The organism is Staphylococcus sp. 231237_7MaSpsaltlick (assembly GCF_043107035.1).
In genome coordinates this window covers 160,383-182,086 of record NZ_JBICNX010000005.1, presented here as the reverse complement: position 1 = coordinate 182,086, position 21,704 = coordinate 160,383, and the positions used below count along the sequence as shown (strand labels likewise).

Here is a 21,704-nt window from a genome sequence, read left to right as displayed (position 1 = left end):
ATTATTTCAAATCCACATTATGAAATACATTTTGCACATCATCTAAGTCTTCTAATACTTCAATAAGTGTTTCGAATTGTTCCTGATCTTCTGCTGATAATTCAATATCAGATTGGGGCAACATTTCAAATTCCGCAACTTTAAATGTATCAACACCTATTTCTCTTAATGCATCTTGTACTTGAGCAAATTGGTCTGGCTCAGCATATACAATAGTTAATCCATTTTCATCAATCACATCTCTGACATCCACATCTTTTTCCATTAATTCTTCTAATGTATCGTCTACTGATTTGCCTTCAAAACCAAACACAGCTGTATATTCAAACATATAAGCGACTGATCCTGATACGCCCATGTTGCCTCCATTTTTACCGAAAGCTGCACGTACATCTGAAGCTGTTCTATTTACATTGTCTGTCAAAGCATCAACGATAATCATTGAGCCATTTGGTCCAAAGCCTTCATATCTTAATTCATCATAATTTTCTTCACCAGATCCTTTAGCTTTTTCAATTGCTTTCTCAATAATGTGATTCGGAACTGAATAAGTTTTGGCACGCTCTAATGTTAAACGTAAAGTTTGGTTGGCATGTGGGTCAGGTTCACCTGATTTAGCTGCTACGTAAATCTCTTTACCAAACTTCGCATAAATTTTACTTGTATTTTTATCTTTTTGGGCTTTTTTTTCTTTAATATTATTCCACTTACGTCCCATGATTTCATCTCGCTTTCTCAATTACTACATCTATTAATATGATATATTATACAATATTTTTACTGTAGAATATAGATTTACGCACATTGATTGAATCCAAAACCTTTTCAAAGTAAAAAAACTACAGATACTTACTATGATAAAGTAAATAACTGTAGTTTTTATTTTAATATTCTATTTCGATTATTAAAGGCGTCATAGTTTACTATTAATTACTTAACATACCCTTCAATATCATCTAATAAAGATTTATAGTTTTGTGCATTGTCATTATCCATAAATAAGTATACTTTACGCTCATCTTCAGTTGAACGTATTTTGCTTACTCTATCTTGATCAATCAATCTGCGAATCGATGCAAGCACCTTAGTTCTACTTAATTCAAGTTCAGTAGTTGCAATTTTTAAAAATGGCTGCATCAACATATTATTTTCACTACAATTTTGTTCTATCAATTCTAAAACTGCCACATCATTCATGGTCAATTTATAGTTTGAATCAATATAGTGCATTAAGCTTTTATATTTTTTATAAATATTTAAAAATTGCTCCTTTTTGTCTTTATTCACTGTTGTTACACCTCCAAATGCTAGTAAGCAATACAATACAATTATCCACAAATTCCACGTCTATGTCTTTATTATTTATAGTTATTGATTTGTCAAAATTACGAATAACGATAAATTGAATTTTGCTACGCATATTATTTAAAAAGGTATAATATCATGTCTTTTTAATTTTTATAAATATCAATGATGTGGACCGTATTATAATTTAAATCAATGATCAAATTCTCTTCTTCAAAATGATGCTGCATAACACTGAAATGCGGTTTATTATAATCGTCGATTTTACTGATTAATTCATCTGACCATGTATGTTCAATTCTTAAAGATGGTGCAATAATACCATTGATATTTCCAAATGTGCTATTTATTTTTTCATAAAAAATAATATATGGACGTTTCATAGCCTTATCTTTAAAATTTAAATGTATTTGAATATTTTGTGGCTCACATTCTGCAGTTTCACTCTCACCTATGCGCCAATCATTTACAAAAATCGAAATTTTCTCTGGTTGGTTCACAATAGTATAATATTCAAAATCTTTCACTTCGTATCTCATTTTCTCCATTATTCTTTCATACATATTACCAAGAACGGAGCGGAAACCTTTTTGATCATATAAATACAATGCATTTTTCTCACCTTGTTGCTGGAATAAATCTATCCCTACACCAGTAAAATGTTCACGCATCTGTTTAAACATACCCATAAGCAATGGTGGACTTTCAATAATTTCCATATTATCGTCATTCAACAAGTAATTATTATGCACATTCAAAAGAAAGTACGCTCTTTCTTCTAATTCCATATCGTTCATAATTTTTCTAATATTACTGAATTTAAATACTTGTTTTGTAAGCAAATCTTCATGATCTTCACTCAAATAAGGCGATGCCAATTTATGATTATCAACAAAGAAATAATCAAAACCTATACGTTTCATCTGTTTTTCCATCAATTTAAAACATTCAGGGTTATTGAATAAGTGTGTAATATCAATACCAAATTTCACATGTTCTCTGTACTGCTGAATTTTAATAATATTACGATAAATTTCTTTGATAGGCATAGTCTCAGCGTTAAAGATATAGCTCACTGAATGCATATGTTTTTCTGATAATTCAGGGTGTGCTTGTAAATAAGTTTGATATTGACTATAAATTTGATCGATATAAATATTCACGTCATCACTATTTGTGATTTGAAATGCTAAATTTACATTTGCATGATAAACGAAGTTAATAAAGCCATAAGCTTCATCCATAAATGTTTCTTGTAACTTTCTTGGATCTATCATGCAATAAACAACAACCTTTTGTGTACCTTCAAATAGATAGCTCATACTTTTATTCGCAAACAAGTTATGAAACTCTTTTATATTATGAATTTGGATTACAATAGTATCGTTAGTAGATTCATTAATATGCTGTAAATCAATGCATATATAATTATTTTGAACATTGAGTTTGTTAAGTCGCTCCGTTATTATATTCTGAATCTCAACTATCGAACTCGCAGTGTAATCTTCTGTCGTAAAAGGAAATGATTTATCTAATTTCGAAAGCATACGATAATCCTTTGGCGAATGACCAAAATAGTGTTTGAATTTTTTACTATAGCTAGCAGAACTACTAAAACCATACTGATCAGACACTTCACTAATCGTAGATTTTCCCGTTAACAAAGTGGATATCGATGTTGAAAGTTTTAAAGTATCTATATACGTTTTAAAGCTCATACCTAATGTATTATAAAATTGTGATGATATATTTGATTGAGAAATAAAAAGCTTATTAGCAATTTCTTTTAATGTTAATTTTTTATCTAAATGGTTATTAACGTAATCTAGCATTTCACCAGTAATACCATAAAATGAGTAGTCTGTTTGTTGTTTTAAATATTTTATATCGACTTTTGCTTCAGAAGCAATAATATCGACAATATTATTCATGTAGGACTCAAATAATACTTTAGTCAACGTTTGATTTAACTGACGTTGCGTTAAACTGAGTATAGATTGGAATAACGCATTGGAAGATTGGATTAAATTTGAAGTATATTGATACGCAAAAAAATCATAGCCACGATCATAAAACCAATCACTAGCAATATATAATTTAATCGCTTTTTCATTTCTTTTTATTGTAAATATTTCAGAATTATTAATTATAAATAAGTCATTTTCAACTTTTATATCTGTTATAAAATGTTGTATTTCTGTGATTCCTTTTAAAGGAAGTATTAGTAGTAAACCATCCGCCACACGTTTCGTAGGATAATTATCCATAGAAATAATATTTAAGCACTGCGCTTTCATAATTTAACCTCTTTCAAATAATTGTCATACGCTATGCATTAAAATGTCACTCTATCATAAATGCTAAAGTTGGCACTTTATATCTTAATTATTTAAATAAGTATTTTTTATCTTTAGATAATTTTGTATAAAACAAATAATTTTGTATAAAACAAATAATTTTGTCAACTTTTTTCATTAATTAAACTCAATTTTAAAAATGTTGCATTGTATTTTTTAAAATTTTAAAATGTTGTTTTATCAAAGAATCCCATCAGATAAAAAAATCACCTTCAAAAAACCTCTCATCTCACAAGGTATTTTTGAAGGTGTCTTCATCAAATTGAATATTAAAATTTTATTATTTTCTAAACTTAGTTGCAAGTCTTAATACATACTTGATGATATGCAACAGATTCACAAATAAATTAAAGCCCATTTCCCTTGGAGAAAATTGTCCACGCTTCATACGATTAAAATCGTACAGTGTATAGAGTAGAAATAGTAACAAGCCTACTACAGTTATAATCGTATGGAAAATTGGATTTTGTATAAACATACCGATTAAACTTGCTATAATAAGTGCAACTAAAGTAACAAATAAATATTTTCCCATACTAGCCGCATTACCAATTAAGAAATAGCCGATAATACCAAAAACAATAAACGCTGAAATTGCTAAAATGATATTTTTGAAAAATACCTCTGGTCCTAAATTTTGTAAATATGCGGTGAACGTTGCATAAGATAATAAACCTACAACGATTGCGTAAATATGGGAAATTACTAAACCGTATTTACGTGCCCGATTAAAGATAACCGTAATCAGTACCAAGGCAAGAAGTACGAATGAAAGTGGTTTTCTCCATTCCATAGGTAAGAATTGTCCAAAATAGCAGCCAATACCAAAAATAATCCAGTAGTACATAAAGAATAGCCATACTTTACTATAAGCATGCGACTGTGATTTAGATTGTTTTTGTTGCTTATTAACATGTTGTGTTGATTCAGCCAATTTACTCACTCCTTCTCATTATAGAACTATTTATAAAAATAATATGCGTTTAATCATAACATTTATGGGATATATGTATAGCATGTAAATTTTCACAATGTCCTACGATTGCATTTATTAATACTTTAATGTTCACTGTTTCATTGATTAGCAAACATGATGAATGTATTTTCTAACAATTTTAATGTTAAAATCACTATTTTTGTTAATAGTTAATGTTACATTTCAAATAAAGTTAATTACAAGTGAAATGTAACACATGCTTATAAACTCCTGTACAAAGGCATTTATCGAACAATCCTCAGTGAAACACTAAATATTAATAATATTACAACTTTATAACAACGTACACAAAGCAAATGATTTTTGTTAGTATGAAACGTGAATTGAGATTAAAAAAACTAACGACATGTATTTATTTCAATAATCACTGTTAGACATAGGCATTGAAGGAGGAGTTTTTTTGAAAAAGTTAGCATTTGCAGTAACAGCTGCTTCAGGTGCAGCAGCATTCATAGCAAATCATGAAGCTGATGCATCAACACAGCATACAGTAAAATCTGGTGAGTCACTATGGTCAATTTCACAGCAATACGGTGTTTCAATTGATGAAATTAAACAAAATAATAACATTAATAATAACATTGTATTCCCAGGACAAGTCATCGAAATTGGCGGAAGCGGTTCTCAGGGACAAGAATCATCTTCAAACGCTGCTTCAGGTGGATCAAGTCACACTGTACAATCTGGTGAGTCTTTAAATATCATTGCAAATAAATACGGCGTTTCAGTTGATGAAATTGTTTCAGCCAACAATTTAAATGGTTACATCATCTACCCTAATCAAACATTAACAATCCCTGGTGCAACAGGAACTGGTGGTGCGGGCGGAAGCTCAACAGAAACACCAAACACGAACACAGGTGGATCATCAGCAAGTGATGCTAACTTATACGATTGGGGACAATGTACTTGGCACGTATTTAATCGTAGAGCAGAAACTGATCGACCAATTAGCACTTACTGGTGGAATGCAGATCATTGGGCAAACAATGCTGCTGCAGATGGTTATACTGTAAATAATTCACCTACAGCTGGTTCAATCATGCAAAATTATGAAGGACCTATTGGACACGTTGCTTACGTAGAACAAGTAAATCCAGATGGTAGTATTTTAATTTCAGAAATGAATTACAATACGCCTCCAGGTACTGTTGATTATCGTACAATCCCTGCATCACAAGCTTCAAGTTATAATTATATTCATTAATTATAAACTTATTATGCGAATGAAACGATGACAGTAGTAAAATAAATCAAATAATAGCCTGAGACATAAATGTCTCAGGCTATTATTTTGTGCTCACGAACTCTAACCATTTATCATTTCCTAGCGCTCTATATTTGAATCAAACAGCGTGAGACTGAAAGCTATTAGATAAGGTTAATAGATTTGTTTTAACCAATACTCAAGTTTAAGTTCCATTAACTGGATGTACTTATAAAGAGAACTGGAGCTCTTACATAAGTAATACTAATTTTTATAAGTAGAACGTCTGAGTAAAAGCTCATGTGTAATAACCACTAACTCAATAAATTAAGAAAAGTGCCTTTAAAACTACTGCTATAAAATAATTACGGCTGAGACAATTAATTTGACTCAGCCGCTTTTGGATTGCTTTATCTTAAATTATAAGAAAAAATTAATAATATAATAAATCAATGCTGCAACTATTGCAGAAATTGGTAATGTAATAACCCATGTAACAATCATACGTTGCGCTGTATTCCACTTAACACCTTTAATACGGTTAGAAGATCCCACACCTAAGATAGATGAAGAAACTACGTGTGTTGTAGATAGTGGGAAATGTAGTGATGATGCCACAAATATAGTTAACGCAGATGATAAATCTGCTGCAGCACCATTAGCTGGTCTTATTTTCATAATATTACCACCAACTGTTTTAATAATTTTCCAACCACCAACAGCCGTACCTAATCCCATTGCAGTAGCACAAGAAACTTTAACCCATAATTGCGGTTCTACGCTAGAACCGGTTTGAATACCCGCAACAATTAAAGCTAATGTAATAATCCCCATTGATTTTTGAGCATCATTCGTACCATGTGAAAATGATTGTAAAGACGCTGTAAAAATTTGGAAGAATCTAAAGTTACGGTTAGTTTTTGTAAGGTTCGCATTTTTAAATACTACTTTTACAATAGAGTACATAATAAACCCTACGCAGAATGCAATAACTGGTGATAAAAGTAACACGATTATGATTTTTGTAAAACCTTGATAATGTAATACGGCAAATGAACCTTGTGAAGCAATTGCCGCACCAGCGATAGAACCTATCAATGCATGAGAAGATGAACTCGGTATACCATAATACCAAGTTAGTAAATTCCAGAAAATTGCAGCAATAATAGCTGCTAACACTACAACTAGACCATTTTCTAATTTAAATGGGTCTACGATATCTTTAGTTATTGTCCCTGCAACTCCAGTAAACGTTAAAGCACCGATAAAGTTCATAACAGATGCCAAAAGTATAGCCGTTCTAGGAGTTAAGGCACGCGTTGAAACAGCAGTAGCAACAGCATTGGCTGTATCATGGAAACCATTGATAAAGTCAAATATGAGTGAAAAAATAACAATAGCTACTGTGATGATCAAAATATATTCCATAAGTTAGGACTCCTTAGCTATTTTTCATTATTATAGTTTCAAAGTTATTTGCTACGGCTTGGCACTTATCTGCAATTTCTTCTAAGCTTTCATATATTTCTTTTATTTTAATTAATGTGATTGGGTCTGTTTCACTATTAAAAATATGCTTAATTGATTGACGTAAAATACCATCACAATTTGTTTCAAACTCTTTAATATTAATAGAATGAATACGCATGTGTGATAATTTTTTATCTACTAATAAGCCAACAGCTAATTTCATTTCTGCAATAGCTTTTTGAATATTATCTACAAACTCAGCCATGTATTCATCAGTATATTCAATAGAATACATTTCAAACATTCCTGAAGTTTCTTCAATTGCGTCTAATACGTCATCAATTGCGTTACATAAAGAGAGGATATCCTCACGTTCGATTGGTGTGATAAAAGTTTGGTTTAAGTCTGAAATCACTTGATGCATTAATTCATCACCATGTGACTCATATGTTTTAATATTATCAGAGTATGCTTTTAAATCTAAGTGTGTATTAAAATCCATTTTTCCAAATTCAATTGCTGCTCTGTCTAAATTGAACACCATTTCTTCTAATTTCACCATGAACTTATCTTTTTTCTTGTTAAACATCCAAAAAATCCTCCATTTACAGCGATTGTCCCCAACCACCTTCAATAAATTTAAAAAATTTAAATACCAATAATTAAGATAAATTAAGATTCACAAGATTTACAATTCACTCATCATTTTTTATTGTTATAGTTATTGTTAAAATTGTGTAAATGAGTATTTGCTTCTATTGGTTAAAAAATCTCATAAATGTTGATTTATCCTTATTTGAAAATAGCATAAAATTTACAATCCTACAATTGCATTTACAAATTCTTAATATTACATTTTCGTAAAATTAACAAAATTTTACTACTTTTATTGTTATTAATCATAGTCGCATATTTAGGAATTGTAACCTATCAGATTGAATTAATTTTAATAACTATTTCATATTAAACTCACCTTGAATATGATTGCATATTTATTATTTGTATTCAACAACTTTTTTCACTAATTTGCAAATATTTTTATAAATAATTTTAAATACATATCTATCCACCATATAATGTTAAAAACAAAAAGAACCCAAGAAATAAACAATCTTCTCAGGTTCTAAATACGTATTAGCTAACACAATTCATAATGCCTATACATTTATTATTATATTTTTGCAGTCACTCATTAATTTTATATATTTTCAGATAATCTTGATATCAATTCATTTTGCTTAGGGAAAATAAATTTCATAGTTGTCCCTACATTCAATTCTGAAGAAACAGATACATGGACACCTAACTTTTCTTTCACATGATTGACAAGGTACAAGCCAAGCCCAGAAGCTGACGTTTCATTACGATCGGTAGTGGAAGTAAAACCTTTTTCAAAAATACGTGGTAAATCTTTAGCACTTATCCCTTTACCTTCATCTCTAATTTCAAGAACTGTATGACCTTGATCTACATAAGCATGGACATGAATTGTACTTTCTTCGCTATATTTAACGGCATTTGATAAAATTTGTCTAATCATCATTCGGCACCATTTAGCATCTGTGTATACTTTATAGTCATCCTCAAAATCCAAATCATAATCAATGCCTTTAGACTGGCTGATATATCGAGTGATTTGTATTTCTTCAATAACAAGACGTTTCAGCGCCACATGTTCAAAATACATGTCTTTATTTTGTGATTCTAAACGCGTTAAAAATAACTGTCTATCTAACATGTCATTTATTCGTGTCCATTCATATAAAAGTGCATTTTTTCTAGTAGTATCTTGTTCTTTTTCTATTAATAACTTCATTGCTGTTACAGGCGTTTTAATATCATGTACAAAATCTGTTAATGAGGCTTCAGTGGATTGAATCTGCTTTTGCTGACGCGTAACTAATGATTTTTGAGCTATAATTTGGTCGTGTAAATAATCAACCACTTCTTGCTGTAAAGGCGTATCTGCTAATGATTTATGCTTTAACGCCTCAGGTTCTATATTCTCATCTAAGTGTTTAAAAAATTTTATTTCCTTTAAAAATGTGAACGATAAAAACAATATTGAAATACCTAGATTCAAAATAATAATATAATATGTACTCCCTACACTAATATCATAATCTAAATAAGCAATAATCAAGGTGATAAAGTTTAAAAAGATAAACCATAAAATCCAATATATACGTGACCTTAAAAAAATATATATCCACTTAAAGTTATCCATGAGCCATATAACCTTTACCTATTTTCGTCTCAATTGCATCATTCATATCAATGTCAGCTAATTTTTTCCTTAAACGGTTCACATTAACCGTTAACGTATTATCACTAACAAACGCCTCGTCATCCCATAACGCAGTTATCAATGTGTCTCTCGTGACAATTTGATTTTGCTTCTTAACTAACATTTCTAAAATAATCATTTCTGTTTTGGATAAATAAATCTGCGCTTCATCTTTACTAATACTATCTTTAGACAAATCTAAAGTTGCATCTTGCCAAGTAAGGACACGCTTTTCTTCTAAGCTAAATTGATATACACGTCTATAAATCGCTTGTAATTTGGCAATTAATATACTCGTATTAAATGGTTTTTGAACATAATCATCCGCGCCCAATTCCATACTCATCACATGATCCATTGGATTGTCTCTCGACGACAGGAATAAAATTGGCGTATTAGATATATCTCTAATTTTCCTAGTCCAATAAAAACCGTCATATTTAGGTAATTTCACATCCATAATAATGATGGCAGGATCGACCATTTCAAATTTAGCCATTACATTACTAAAGTCATCAATACCATAAACTTTAAAATCCCATTGTTCTAATTCTTCGCTTAATTCTTTAAACAATGTCATATCATCTTCTACTAACAAAATATCCACGTCATCACCACTTTATTTAGTATATTTTATATCTTCGCCTGACTGAATTCTCCCGTTAAAGTGCTTTATTCGACAATCTATTTCAAACCCTCTCATCATCAATCCTTGGAATGGTGACTGGACCAAATAGTACACCGGCCAAACAAGTTTAGGTATATAATCATATAAATGTACCACTACAGTTTGCGTATCTTTGAGTCTGCGAAATTCTAGTTTACCTTGTTTCAATAAATTGGGTTTTACTAGTGTACCACCCACCAAATATAATGAAATAATATCATCCTCTATTTGCATTTTATTAAAAATAAGAATAGGCTTAGCCTTATCTTTAATATATATTACATAGTTACCTTCATCTTTGTATGTGTGCAGTAAGGTTCCTTTAGTTTCATTTAACCATTTAAAATAGTACTCAACCATTTGTTCTAGTGTCCAATTCATAGGAAGTTGCATGCTTAAAGCGCTACGAACGTCATCGTATTTAGAAGATTGAAGTTCCACTGACACATGTGGACGTGATACAGTTGTTGCTGTTTTTTCAACGAAGACACCATGTGCCGACAAACGTTGTACAGTTTCATAATCAAATCTACTTCCACTAATATAAATAATTTTACTTATGCCATTTTTAGCAGCTGCCCGTCCAAAGTTATCTGCAGCGATTAAATTCAAATCTCTTGCTGTGGCCTGTGTTAATTTTGCTGAATGTTTAGTTGGATCTAAATAATAAATGGCTATATGCATATCTTTCATCGCTGATACAACATCTAAATAATTATAAATATCTTTTTTTAACCATGTCACCGCTTTAAAATCTTCTTCTTTAGGATATTTTGATAATGTATATAAATTAGCATCATTTTTTATATGTTGAATTAAATTTTTACCTATATATCCTGTAACACCTGCCAATAAAATGTTAGGTTTCATAATTATACTTCCTTTGCATTAGTTTAGCTCAACATAAATATGTCCTAGTAATATCACGCTAATGATGTTAAGTTATACTATAACTAATCATCAGCAAAATAGAAATAAGGAGTGGACACACATGGTTCATCAAATACGTGAAATCGGTATCAATGATGTAGATCCATTTGTTAAATTATTAACGACAATTTATGATGAATCTGATTATTTAATATACAATCCAGGAGAATACGCGCCGTCTAATAACGATGCGCTTTCGAACCTAGAACACTATATTACATCGCCTTCCAATGCCATTTATATCGCTGAAAATAATGGCGAGCTCGTCGGCTTTGCAATCGTAACGACAGAAGATTTTGAACGCACACGTCATGAAGCTCATTTTTCAATGGGCGTCATTAGACACTACAGAGAAAAAGGACTAGGTCAATCTTTAATTAATTCTGTAGAGGCATGGTGCTTAAACCATAACATTCGTCGTATAGAAGCAACAGTTGTACCCGAAAATACTACAGCTGTTGAATTATTTAAAACTGCCGGTTACCAAACAGAAGGTGAACTTCGTGATAAACTATACATCGATGGCAGATACTACAACAAATATGTAATGGCCAAGTTATTACTTTAATCTACCTCTAAGCATAATATTTAAACGCGTCATACTTATAGTTACATTGTAAATGAACAAAGACCCAAATAACAATATTGTCATATAATCTTTTGGATGTTGAAATTCAAAATACAAATCTCTTTTATAAGCATTAATAGTTGACCTCGTTTAACTTGTAGCTTCAAATTTAAAAGGAGTGGGATGATAAAATCATTACTAAAAAATATGATTTCTATCCCACTCCTTTTTTACAGCTAGAATGTACTCAATTTTTGAAATTAAATTAATAACTATACTATCTACGTTTAACTCACTCTCATATTAACACCCTAGTAATTTAAAATTACAAGTGCTTATCAAAAATTACAAATAGAACCTAATGTCCCCTCATGTTTTAATAAGGGTTTAATTCAATACCATTAGGATTCGTCGTTTCTTCGCTAACATTTGTTTCAACACCTGAAGAACTTGTATTTCTACTTAAAAATCTCAAGACATCTTTTATATTTTGTTGTGATTCAGGTAAATCCATATGAAATTGGTATTGATGTCTCAAATTATGAGAACCATCAAAAAATAATTTATCCGCTGGAACATCTAAAGTCTTCAACTTTTTATAAAATGATATATTTTGGCTGTAAAACGGATCCGCGTCACCTACAGATAAAAACGTTGGTGGGTAATCTTTAGTAACCTGATTTATCGTAGACATTTCACTAATATATTTAAATTGTTGTTCCCAATCACGTTTTCCAGTATAACTTTCCATAAAAAGTTGTATTCTCGGAAATTCAGTAGCTTTCACTGTTTTCATATCATAAAAGCCACCGAAAAATATTGCTGCCTTCAATTGATCTGCCTCAAATTGTTGTTCAAATGACATATCTTCTCTTAATGATTTATTTGTTTGAATTGCTGTGTATTGGCTAGATAATTGTGCCCCCGCAGAGTCTCCTCCAAAAATAACTTGATCAAAATCCATAGGTAATTCATGCTTATTACGCTTTATAAATTTTACAGCTTGGTCAATTTGATGTAGCTGCGTTGGGTATTTATTATCTGGTGCAAGCGCATAATTAACATTTACTACAATATAGCCTTGCTCTGCAATTTTCGATAATAGTGGGTTTTTATACTGTTTATCACCTGCGATAAAACCTCCACCATGCATCCAAAAAATTACAGGCAACTTATTATCTGAATCTAATTCCGTAGGCGTTAATATATCTAACCTACTATTAGGCGTGCCAGTACCATAAGTTATATTTGTAAATGCATTTACATTTTTATTGTTAATTTGTACTTTCTCTTTAATTTCTTGTGAATGTTGACGGTCATACTGTTGTTTTAATAACAGCGCAGTCAAGATTGCTACTACAATAACAATACTTAAAGTAATTATTGTCCATTTATGTTTTTTCTTCATGCATTACCTTCCCTTTCGAAATGCATTGTACCATAATTAACTAGTGCACAGTAGTGTTTATAAATTGTCGAAATTATTAAAAACTCAGCTTGCATAAATTGTACAAGCTGAGTTTATATTTCTTATTTTAATAGAACAAATAATTTATGCTATGAACTTTTTATTTTGACGTTTTCTGCTATAGTATTTGATTAACACACCGATTACAACAACAAGTCCAACAATACCCATTATTGGATATAAGAAGTTAATCAAACCTGCGAAACCTACAAAACTTAAACCATAACCTACAACCATTATAATTACAATAAATATATGATATTTTTTACTATATGGTTCTGTAAATCTAGCGGCAAATGAATACATTAAGCCAAGAATTGTATTATACATAACAGCTAACATAATAACTGATAATACAAGTGCAATCCAAGGATTTATTCCATTAGCCAATGTCAGCATAGGAATATCAGCATTCTCAATTTTTGGGAATTCAGACTGTAGCGCAAAGTTAATCAACGCTAATAATATTGTATAAACAATACCGCCAAACAATGCCCCAGCCCCCGACACTCTACGTCTAGAAGCATCACCGCCGATAGCTACAATCGTACTAAAACCTACTGCGAATGCAAGTCCGCCATAGTTAATTCCTTTTAATATACCTAACCATAAGCTAGCTTCTGGTACAGTTTCGTTTACTTTACCTATCGAAATACTACCGTTAAAAAGATAATACGCAGCAATGATTACAACCAAAATAATTAAGAAGGGTGTAACAATGCCTAACGCCCTAACAATTTTATTAAAATCCATCAATAATGTAATATAAATTGCAATAACCATAATCAATGCGCCTAACCATGTTGGCACATTAAAGCTTTCTTGGAATGTTGATCCTGCTCCAGCAATCATTGTGACTGAAATGCCAAATAAGAAAAAGATAAGCAAATAGTCTACAAGTTTACTGAACTTATCACCAAACAAATAGTCTAAAGTTGATTCGTGGTTTTGCGCATCAAACGCAGTACCGATTTTTGCAACTTGTCGACCTATAAAGCCTAATATTAAACCAGAAAGTATAACCCCAATATATGACCATAGGCCATATGGTGAGAAAAATTGCATAACTTCCTGTCCTGTTGAAAAGCCAGCACCTACAACGATACCGACATAAGCGAAACCAATTTTTATAGCTTCTTTATTCAACCCCATGTTATTTTAACCTCCTCATAGTTAACACATTGCATTATTATAACTTACTGATTATTTTTTGCAACTGCACAACATAAAATTTTACACTTTTGATTGCTCTCAATAATACTCAATAATTTAAATGCTATTTTTAATCATTCATTATATTCTTTAAATATAACGAATTTTATTATAGCTATTGCATATTTATAGTTATCTTAATTTTATTTTTGCAATTTTATACATTACTAAAGGTATGCTTTAATAGTGTGTAAAATTCCAAAAAATAAAATAAAAAGAATCAAAATAGATACACCTTTTAACATGTATATTTCGATTCTTTAGTAAATCACTTTAATGTATTATTTTGTCAAGTTCTAATAATTATGATTGTTCAACTATGACGATTTTGTTATTAGTGTGCATTTTTAAAACGATTAAGTTCGTTAAAGTCAACAACTACGTTATCCATACGTTTAGCTGTTTCTTTTAGAACATTACGTGCAACACTGTTAGTTGGGTCCAATTTAAGTATTTGGCGTGAAATTTCAAATGCCTTTTTATCAGAAATGACTGGTTCAGGAACTGCATGTAACAATAACATTTGTAACAAACTTTTTACTTCTTTGCCCTCAGTAAGTTTTATGGATGACTCAGCATGATAATAAGCAGAATCTAAAGCACCCTGAAGATCACTTAATGGATAGACTAATAATAGAAAAGCTAAGTCATGCATTTCTGCAGTTTCTTCTACTTTCATCATATCTAAAATACATGTATAAAACATAATGTTTTCTGCTTCATGTGCGCTTGAAATGTATACTTCTTCAAATTCCATAAAATCTGTTTGGGACATTAAACGTTTGACTGACTCAAATTCGCCGTTTAAGACATGCTTTAATATTAAATCCTTCATGGCAATGTCCTCCTAGATATCCAGATTTCTATTACAATTAATTTTCATTTTACCACAATTCATTTAAATATTCCTATAAAAAAGAAATTTTTTGCTATATTAGTTGAGAACTTCATTTTAAATTATATTTAACATAGTAAAACAAATAACACTATTTAACCAAACGTTTTATTTAATTCTTCCAAAGTTTCTTCTATGGAACTTCCTACAGATAATTTCACAGCTGCAGTAAAGCTACCTTCAACAATTGGTGCTTCTACTTTTTCAATGCGTTGATCACCTTCATACATTTCAATCGCTAAATCTAAATTCATTTCAGCAGAACCTATATCATAAAAACATAATGCATCATCTGTTAATTCGTTTATTAATGCTTGAATATGATCATACGATGTACCAATTTTACCATCAACGCCACCTTGCACAATTACGTTAACATCACCAGCCATTTGGTTTAATAATGCTTGTGTACCTTCTGCAATTTCTTTACTATGGCTAATTATCACTATATTTGTCATTATGAATCATCTCCAATCAACGCGTTTAAGATATAAACACTACTTTGAGCTCCAGGGTCAACATGTCCTAAAGAATCTTTTTTGAAATACGCAGCTCTACCTTTAGTCGCTTCGATATCTTTGGTTAAATCTGCGTAGGATTGCAATGTCTCTCTTGTTAACGATTCATCTTCTTGTATAGCTTGGTTTGCGCGTTCAATTACGTCATACATCGTTTTTTCATTTAACGTTACTTTACCCCTTTGAGCAATTGCCTCTGAAAAAGTTTTTAAAAGCGCTTGCAAATTCGAACGATCTATTTCATCTGATACTACTTGTGACATTTTTACAAAACTAAAGCCATATAATGGACCAGAAGCGCCACCAATGTTAGACATAAGTGTCATACCTGTAGATTTTAGTAAACTTTGCATAGAACTATCGTCAATATTATCTGGTAACGCTTTGAAACCTCTAACCATGTTCACTCCGTGGTCACCATCACCGATTGCTCTATCTAATTCTGTTAGTAATTCTTCTTTCTCTTCAAACACATCTACTAATTTCAATAATCTTTCTTTTAGTTCAGCGACATTCATATATTTTCGCTCCTTTTATAATTACTTTATTTTAATGAAAATACGGACTTTCTGTTGTATCAGTTAACGCTACTAACAATTCTTCTGAAGAGGGTACAAATGTTAATGATAAACCTTGCATATCTAAAGCAGTCATGTAATCTCCAACTAGCCAATGAGCAATCGATTTACTCTTTTGTTCTAAATTTTCACCGACATATTTTGCGGCAATATTAAGTTCAGATAGAGGTGTTGCGCCCATGCCATTTACCATTACAATGAGCTCATCTGATTCAACTTCTGTTAGCAAAACTTGTATTAATCGCTCTACAATTTGATTCACAGGTTCAACCTTTTCTCTAGACAATCCTTTTTCACCATGTATACCCACGCCGATTTCCATCTCATCTTCTTCAATATCAAATCCATACTGTCCAGTAGTTGGAACCATAGGTGCTGTTAATGCCATACCGATACTTTTTATTTTAGGTAATAAATCTTCTACTTTATCTTTAATCTCTGTTAGCGATAGCCCTTTTTCTGCCAAATATCCTGCATATTTATGAACAATCACTGTGCCAGCTATACCTCGACGTTGTGCTTCGTCTTCCACTGCAATATCATCTTTTACGATGACAGTTGCTACTTGAATGTCTTCCATTTCTGCCATTTCTTGCGCCATCTCAAAGTTCATAACATCACCAGCATAGTTTTTTACTATTAGTAATACACCATCACCATTATCAACAGCTTTTATGGCACTAAGAATCTTATCTGGCGTCGGTGAAGTAAATACTTCTCCACAAACTGCGGCGTCTAACATACCTTTGGCAACATACCCCGCATGAGCTGGTTCGTGGCCACTCCCGCCACCAGAAACCAAAGAAACTCCTTGTTCTTTTTTATTTTTTCTAACTACGACTGTGTCTGAAATAATTTCTATTTGCTTATTTGTTTTTGAAAGCCCGTCCAACATATCATTCAAAAAATTCGTTTTTTGTTTAATTAATTTTTTCATAATAACGACCTCCTATTTAAACTATTCAGTTATAGTATACCCCACACACAAATGCAAACGCTAACATATGAATGCGAATTTTATTTGTACGTGAGAAATTGAGACATTATTCACATTTTCTAAAACCGATTTATAGTAGCAATACACTGTTAGCAAAGATGAGTAATCGCAAAAAAAAGCACGAGATATAAATATATCTCATGCTTCTTATCTTTGGCTTTTTCTATTTTATAAACAATACGTAAAGTAGAAATTTTATAATTTACATACTTTTCGCACTAAAACAAATTATACTGATTTCGTTTTATACATTAAGTATAAGAAATAAGGCGCGCCTATTATAGCAACTACAATACCTGCCGGAACACCTGATGGTTGTAGTATCACTTGTCCAATAGTATCTGCTAGCACAAGCAAAAAAGCACCTATCAATATTGAAATCGGTAAGAACATTTGATGCCTTGGACCAACAATCGACTTAGCAATATGTGGTCCTAACAAACCAATAAATCCGATTGCCCCTGCTACAGAAACAGCCGCAGATGATAGCACAACTGCAACTAATAATAAGACGATACGTTCTCGGCCTATCTTGACACCAACACCTTGAGCAATATACTGATGTGTATTTAATAAATTTAAGACGTTTGCTTTAAATAATAAGAATGGTATTAATACGATTATCCATGGTAAAAAGGCGATTACAAACGCCCATTCATCACCCCAGATATTGCCAGCAAGCCAAGAAGCTATGAATTCTGATTGGTCTTCGTCAAATGTGGACATTAGTGTTAATGAACCACCACTAAGTGCAGTAGACATCCCCACACCTACAAGTACCATACTCGCTGGAGTAATACCTTCTCCTTTATTATAACTAAACGAGAAAATAATAAGCGCTGTTAAAACGCCACCTATCATACTAATAAATGGTAAAACATACACAAAATTACTTGCGTCTACCTGGCCTACCACTATAAACAAAGCAATTACAAATCCGCTTCCGGCATTAATACCTAATATACCAGGCTCTGCCAGTGGGTTTTTCGTTACACTTTGTATGACTGCACCACTCATGGCTAAAGCAGCACCAGCTAATATTGTAATAATCATACGCGGCAATCTAAATTCCATCAATATCAATGTATCTGTATATTCACCCTGGCCAATCAACGTTTTGAAAAATGCCTCGACAGACATTTTATATTCTCCTGAAGTAATACTCCATGCACACGCTAGCAAGACTAGAATCGAGAGTATAATCATCGTAAGCCACTGTTTATATCTTAACTTTGGATCTATCATGAGAAGCGACCTCCTCTTTTAACTAAATACAAGAAGTAAGGTACACCAATAAAGGAAATGATAGCTCCCACTGGGGCTTCTCCTAACATACGTGCAATCGTATCTGCTACTAGTAATAGCAAACCACCGACTACAGCAGTCAAAGGTATCACTCTAGCATAATCCGTCCCCACTAAGTATCTCACTATATGGGGCACCATTAGGCCGACAAAAGCAATTTGACCTACCATTGCAACTGCAATACCAGCTAAAATCATAGATAATATCAGTGAAATAGCTCGCGTGAAAGCCACATTTTGGCCTAAACCTTTAGCTAATGTTTCGCCTAAATTTAAAATTGTTAATTGCTTACTCATTGAAATGATGATAACAAGTGCAATGATGATAAATGGTGCTGCCCAAACTAATTGATTCCAAGTTGTACCAGATACCCCACCTGCACTCCAAAATGTTAAACTTTGGTTTAATCTAAATAATAACGCCACACCTTGGCTTAATGCTGTTAGTAATGCACTGACAGCAGCACCTGCCAAAATAATTCTCATCGGGTTGAATCCATCACTTCTTGATCTTCCAATCATTAATACGATAAACCCGCCCATCAACGCACCTATAAAACCAGCAAACATCATCACTAAAAAAGGAGCAGTAGGATAAAATGCAAACGTAAGCGCTAGCATAAATGAGGCCCCCGAGTTTAAGCCTATTAAACTTGGATCAGCCAAACCATTTTTAGTCACACCTTGAATGACAGCACCTGAAGTACCTAGCGCAACGCCTACTAATATTGCACCGATATCTCTTGGTATACGTATTTCACTGATAATATTATGTTGTTGATTTTTAGAATCATAATTAAACACTGCTTCAAAAATTGTGCCTAAATGAATTTTAGCATCACCAAATAATATTGAGATGATTAGTGCGCCAATTAATAATAATACAGCTATGATAAAAGTTGCTGTAAAACTTAATTTCCCTTTTCTCTTAGTAGTCATAATTTACCCCTAAACTTGTGAATAGCTCTTTCTGCATAAATCATACGTCACTAGCATTGGTTTGCCAGTTCTTGGGTCTGTACTAATTTCAACATCAATATTGAATACTTTTTCTAATATGTCTTTGGTTAATACTTCTTCAGTGTCACCATTTGCGATAATATCGCCGTTCTTCATAGTGATTAAATGATCAGAAAAACGAACAGCTTGGTTAATATCATGCAATACCATAATAATCGTGCAACCTTGTTCTTTATTAAGCTGTGTAATTAATTCTAATATTTCTAACTGATGGGAGATGTCTAAATATGTTGTTGGTTCATCTAAGAATATAATATCTGTACGTTGAGCTAACGCCATTGCAATCCATACACGTTGTCGTTGGCCTCCACTTAAATCGTTTATCGGCCGTAATTTAAAATCATAAGTACCTGTAACACGCATTGCCCAATCGATTTCTTTTTTATCTTCAGCAGATAGACGTCCAAAACCTTTTTGATGCGGAAAACGACCATATGATACTAATTCACCAACTGTAAGGCCATCTGCAACCTCTGGAGATTGAGGTAAAATTGCAATTTTTTTAGCGATCTCTTTCGTAGATTGTGAGTGTATATTTTCGTTATCTAATTTAATTTCTCCGCCTTTTATTGGTAGGAGTCGAGATAACGCTTTAAGTAATGTCGACTTGCCACAACCGTTTGGTCCTATAATAGAGGTAATCTTGCCATCGGGTATATTAACATCTAAATTATCCACAATGACATTTTCTCCATAACCTATAGTGACCTGTTCTCCTTTTAAGCGATTCATAATTCCCCTTCTTCCTATATTAATAAGCATAACATCGTGTATTTTCCCAATTAATTTATATTATTTCATGTTGAATTTTCTATTTACTTTAAGTAAATGATAATCATTATCATAGATGATATTATATCATTTTTTACACCTAATGACTATTAATTATTTTTAACAGACCCTCATATTTCGTTATATTTACAGGCTTTTAGTTAAAAAATAATATTTTCAACTTATGACATTCTCTATTATTTGATCAATTTTTCGCTATAATAAAAGCCTAATTTATGATGGAAATTTTCCAAATAAATTAGGCTTACTTTATTATTTAATTTTTAGTTTTTTATGTTAATGTTCATCGATTAAAAAACCATTACCGTATACATCACGTACGTCATGAATAACTAAAAATGCGTTATCATCAATTTTTCTTATCAAACGTTTTGCTTTTGTTACTTGTGTTTTAGTGATAACAACATATAAAACGTCTTTATCTTCTTTTGAGAAATAACCACGTCCATTTAAAATAGTAAGCCCACGCCCTACTTGTTCATCAATAACTTTAGCAATTTCATCAGGCTTGCTTGAAATAATTGTCATTGCTTTCTTTGTATTTAAACCTTCAATTACGTAATCCATTACTTTTGTACCAATATATAATGAAATCACAGTGACCAATGCACTAGAAACTGGAATAACAGTCAGCGATATAGCTACAACAATTAAATCGAAGAATAGTAATGCGTAGGGCGTACTCACGTCTAAGTATTTATTAGCGATTCGAGCTAATATTGTAGTCCCCGCTGTAGTACCACCTGCAAGCACGATGACACCGATACCTAGTCCCACACAAAGACCACCAAATACTGCATTAACTAATATATTGCCCGTTTTAATTTCCCAACTTCCAGTTAATTCTAAAAAGATAGAAATTAAAATCGTTGCGACAATCGTTAAATACATACTTCGTTTACTTAAAAATTTATAACCTACCCCAATTAAAATGGCGTTAAATACAAAGTTTGTAATACCTGGAGAAATGTGAAAAGCATAGTAGAGTACGATTGCTATACCAGTCACGCCTCCCTCACCTAAATCAGCAGATATAATAAAGGTATTCACCCCAGCTGAAAAAATGAACGACCCAAAAATAACTAATATTAAATCTCGTACTGTTTTATTCACCCACAGGACCCCCTTGATT

At 31.8% G+C, this 21,704-nt stretch carries 21 protein-coding genes; 2 read left to right on the top strand and 19 right to left on the bottom strand.

The features are described 5' to 3' along the window. Position 1: 1 nt before the first annotated feature. The 4 genes from ACF91D_RS11495 to ACF91D_RS11480 form a co-directional block, all read right to left on the bottom strand. Positions 2–718 (bottom strand): YebC/PmpR family DNA-binding transcriptional regulator, encoded by a 717-nt coding sequence (locus tag ACF91D_RS11495; RefSeq protein ID WP_069792739.1) that lies wholly within the window; start codon positions 716–718, stop codon positions 2–4. 212 nt (positions 719–930) lie between these two features. Beyond that, entirely contained in the window at positions 931–1,287 is a 357-nt protein-coding gene (locus ACF91D_RS11490) for a transcriptional regulator, SarA/Rot family (protein ID WP_039068841.1), read from the bottom strand. A gap of 164 nt (positions 1,288–1,451) precedes the next feature. Further along, on the bottom strand, positions 1,452–3,602 hold the full coding sequence (locus ACF91D_RS11485) for a helix-turn-helix domain-containing protein (RefSeq protein ID WP_069792740.1): 2,151 nt from the start codon (positions 3,600–3,602) through the stop codon (positions 1,452–1,454). Between the two features lie 340 nt (positions 3,603–3,942). Continuing rightward, on the bottom strand, positions 3,943–4,596 hold the full coding sequence (locus ACF91D_RS11480; protein WP_069792741.1) for a Bax inhibitor-1/YccA family protein: 654 nt from the start codon (positions 4,594–4,596) through the stop codon (positions 3,943–3,945). A 463-nt stretch (positions 4,597–5,059) separates the two neighbouring features. Here ACF91D_RS11480 and ACF91D_RS11475 point away from each other — a divergent pair, with 463 nt between their 5' ends. Continuing rightward, positions 5,060–5,866 (top strand): LysM peptidoglycan-binding domain-containing protein, encoded by an 807-nt coding sequence (locus ACF91D_RS11475; protein ID WP_039068845.1) that lies wholly within the window; start codon positions 5,060–5,062, stop codon positions 5,864–5,866. 420 nt (positions 5,867–6,286) lie between these two features. On the opposite strand, the gene ACF91D_RS11470 is transcribed toward ACF91D_RS11475, so the two are convergent. The 5 genes from ACF91D_RS11470 to ACF91D_RS11450 all read right to left on the bottom strand — a co-directional run bounded on the left by ACF91D_RS11470 (position 6,287) and on the right by ACF91D_RS11450 (position 11,160). Further along, entirely contained in the window at positions 6,287–7,294 is a 1,008-nt protein-coding gene (locus ACF91D_RS11470) for an inorganic phosphate transporter (RefSeq protein ID WP_039069320.1), read from the bottom strand. Positions 7,295–7,307: 13 nt separating this feature from the next. Next, positions 7,308–7,925: a DUF47 domain-containing protein gene (locus ACF91D_RS11465; protein ID WP_017722596.1), complete on the bottom strand. Its 618-nt coding sequence runs from the start codon at positions 7,923–7,925 to the stop codon at positions 7,308–7,310. 609 nt (positions 7,926–8,534) lie between these two features. Further along, on the bottom strand, positions 8,535–9,563 hold the full coding sequence (locus tag ACF91D_RS11460; RefSeq protein ID WP_039069321.1) for a sensor histidine kinase: 1,029 nt from the start codon (positions 9,561–9,563) through the stop codon (positions 8,535–8,537). Then, the gene (locus ACF91D_RS11455; protein WP_069792743.1) at positions 9,556–10,230 is read right to left on the bottom strand and encodes a response regulator transcription factor; all 675 of its coding nucleotides are present in this window, start codon (positions 10,228–10,230) and stop codon (positions 9,556–9,558) included. Before ACF91D_RS11455 ends, ACF91D_RS11460 begins: the two co-directional genes overlap by 8 nt. 12 nt (positions 10,231–10,242) lie before the next feature. Continuing rightward, on the bottom strand, positions 10,243–11,160 hold the full coding sequence (locus ACF91D_RS11450) for an NAD-dependent epimerase/dehydratase family protein (RefSeq protein ID WP_069792744.1): 918 nt from the start codon (positions 11,158–11,160) through the stop codon (positions 10,243–10,245). Positions 11,161–11,281: 121 nt separating this feature from the next. Between ACF91D_RS11450 and ACF91D_RS11445 the strand changes: the two genes are divergently transcribed. Further along, positions 11,282–11,788 (top strand): GNAT family N-acetyltransferase, encoded by a 507-nt coding sequence (locus tag ACF91D_RS11445; protein ID WP_039069326.1) that lies wholly within the window; start codon positions 11,282–11,284, stop codon positions 11,786–11,788. Between the two features lie 376 nt (positions 11,789–12,164). On the opposite strand, the gene ACF91D_RS11440 is transcribed toward ACF91D_RS11445, so the two are convergent. From ACF91D_RS11440 to ACF91D_RS11395, 10 genes are all read right to left on the bottom strand, one after another. Next, complete coding sequence (locus tag ACF91D_RS11440) at positions 12,165–13,196, bottom strand: alpha/beta hydrolase (protein ID WP_327620793.1); 1,032 nt, start codon at positions 13,194–13,196, stop codon at positions 12,165–12,167. A 144-nt stretch (positions 13,197–13,340) separates the two neighbouring features. Continuing rightward, positions 13,341–14,408 carry a YkvI family membrane protein gene (locus ACF91D_RS11435; RefSeq protein WP_039069329.1) on the bottom strand — a complete coding sequence of 356 codons (1,068 nt, stop codon included), beginning with the start codon at positions 14,406–14,408 and terminating at the stop codon, positions 13,341–13,343. Positions 14,409–14,802: 394 nt separating this feature from the next. Further along, the gene (locus ACF91D_RS11430; RefSeq protein WP_039069330.1) at positions 14,803–15,303 is read right to left on the bottom strand and encodes a hypothetical protein; all 501 of its coding nucleotides are present in this window, start codon (positions 15,301–15,303) and stop codon (positions 14,803–14,805) included. Between the two features lie 155 nt (positions 15,304–15,458). Next, positions 15,459–15,821, bottom strand: a complete 363-nt coding sequence (gene dhaM / locus ACF91D_RS11425; protein WP_069792745.1) for a dihydroxyacetone kinase phosphoryl donor subunit DhaM — start codon at positions 15,819–15,821, stop codon at positions 15,459–15,461. Next, positions 15,821–16,399 (bottom strand): dihydroxyacetone kinase subunit DhaL, encoded by a 579-nt coding sequence (dhaL, locus tag ACF91D_RS11420; protein ID WP_039069332.1) that lies wholly within the window; start codon positions 16,397–16,399, stop codon positions 15,821–15,823. The genes dhaM and dhaL overlap by 1 nt, the downstream gene beginning before the upstream one ends. A gap of 31 nt (positions 16,400–16,430) precedes the next feature. Further along, positions 16,431–17,396, bottom strand: a complete 966-nt coding sequence (dhaK, locus tag ACF91D_RS11415; RefSeq protein WP_392437047.1) for a dihydroxyacetone kinase subunit DhaK — start codon at positions 17,394–17,396, stop codon at positions 16,431–16,433. Between the two features lie 288 nt (positions 17,397–17,684). Next, on the bottom strand, positions 17,685–18,701 hold the full coding sequence (locus ACF91D_RS11410; RefSeq protein ID WP_039069334.1) for a FecCD family ABC transporter permease: 1,017 nt from the start codon (positions 18,699–18,701) through the stop codon (positions 17,685–17,687). Beyond that, on the bottom strand, positions 18,698–19,699 hold the full coding sequence (locus ACF91D_RS11405) for a FecCD family ABC transporter permease (RefSeq protein WP_039069335.1): 1,002 nt from the start codon (positions 19,697–19,699) through the stop codon (positions 18,698–18,700). The genes ACF91D_RS11410 and ACF91D_RS11405 overlap by 4 nt, the downstream gene beginning before the upstream one ends. Positions 19,700–19,708: 9 nt before the next feature. Continuing rightward, positions 19,709–20,512, bottom strand: a complete 804-nt coding sequence (locus ACF91D_RS11400) for an ABC transporter ATP-binding protein (protein WP_327620794.1) — start codon at positions 20,510–20,512, stop codon at positions 19,709–19,711. Positions 20,513–20,848: 336 nt separating this feature from the next. Further along, on the bottom strand, positions 20,849–21,685 hold the full coding sequence (locus ACF91D_RS11395; protein WP_327620795.1) for a YitT family protein: 837 nt from the start codon (positions 21,683–21,685) through the stop codon (positions 20,849–20,851). Positions 21,686–21,704 lie beyond the last annotated feature (19 nt).